Here is a 1024-nt window from a genome sequence, read left to right on the forward strand (position 1 = left end):
AGTCTGTATCGAACACGATCCGGCCTTGTCCGTCATCAAACACCTGCGCTTTGCGAATAATCGCCACGCGCCGCGGCTTCTTCCAGGACGTCGCTTTATAGATCAAGGTAATGCCTTCGATGATCCAGTCTTCGTCAACATAGCGCGTCCAATAGCGGCAGGCCTGAACTTCTTTTTCCAGCCGCTGTGTCCATTTGAGCTTGCCGACATAGCCGATTCCTTTGCTTTCCCAAAGGCTGTAGAAGTCTTCACCGCCAAAGCCTTTGTCAAATCGGGCATACTTCACCTTGCGCTCGCCGAGGAGATCGAAGGTTTGATGCAGAAAGCCCGCGGAATCGGTGGAAGAGTGCGTGTTACCCGAGCGGAGTGCGGCGTTCAGATTTAAACGAGTTTGTCCTTCGAAAGCCAGCAAAGGATGGTAGCTTTTTCTCCCTGGCTTGTGCGGGTTTGTCCCTTTGGCCGCACCTTCCTGATCGCCATATACGGTCTCCACCGTGGAGTCCAGATCGAGAATGATGTCACAGGGCAAGCATGGGCGGATGATCTCCTGATTCAGTATCCGCAGTTCAGTCGGCAACTGCGGACACGACCGGCCAAGCCGTCCAAGCTCCTTATACAACAGGCTATGATGTGGGCAACGCCCGCCCAGGAAACGAATGAGTAACGCGTCGTGTCGCAATTTACGAAAATGAAAAATCCGTTCGCAGCCGAGCATCCAACCTACAATGAGATAAAGCAGGATATGATGGATAGGGAAAATCGAGTTGTGGGCTTTGCCGCCGGGGAGGCTGCGCATCGCCTCGGCAAGCTTGATTTTTTCGAGAAAGGCCAAGAAGACTTTGATGCCTCCGAAGCTCGTTGCGTTTTGCAGGGAAAATTCGCTCTTGATTTTGCTAACGGGTGTGGTAGACTTCACCTTAAGGGTGCTCCTCTCTTTGGGTGATGTTGTTTCGACAAACACCATTCTACCAAAGATTTGGAGCCCTTTTCACGTTTCCAAGGAGCTGTACTTTCGAAATTCAGG

Annotated in this window: 1 protein-coding gene; it reads right to left on the bottom strand. The window is 51.9% G+C overall.

All coding sequences use genetic code 11. The features are described 5' to 3' along the window. A partial coding sequence (locus tag ABEV74_RS20875; protein ID WP_430149240.1) for a transposase occupies positions 1-916 on the bottom strand: 916 nt, incomplete at its 3' end. Between the last annotated feature and the right edge of the window lie 108 nt (positions 917-1024).

The organism is Paenibacillus cisolokensis, assembly GCF_050481165.1.
Lineage (GTDB): Bacteria > Bacillota > Bacilli > Paenibacillales > Paenibacillaceae > Paenibacillus_AH > Paenibacillus_AH cisolokensis.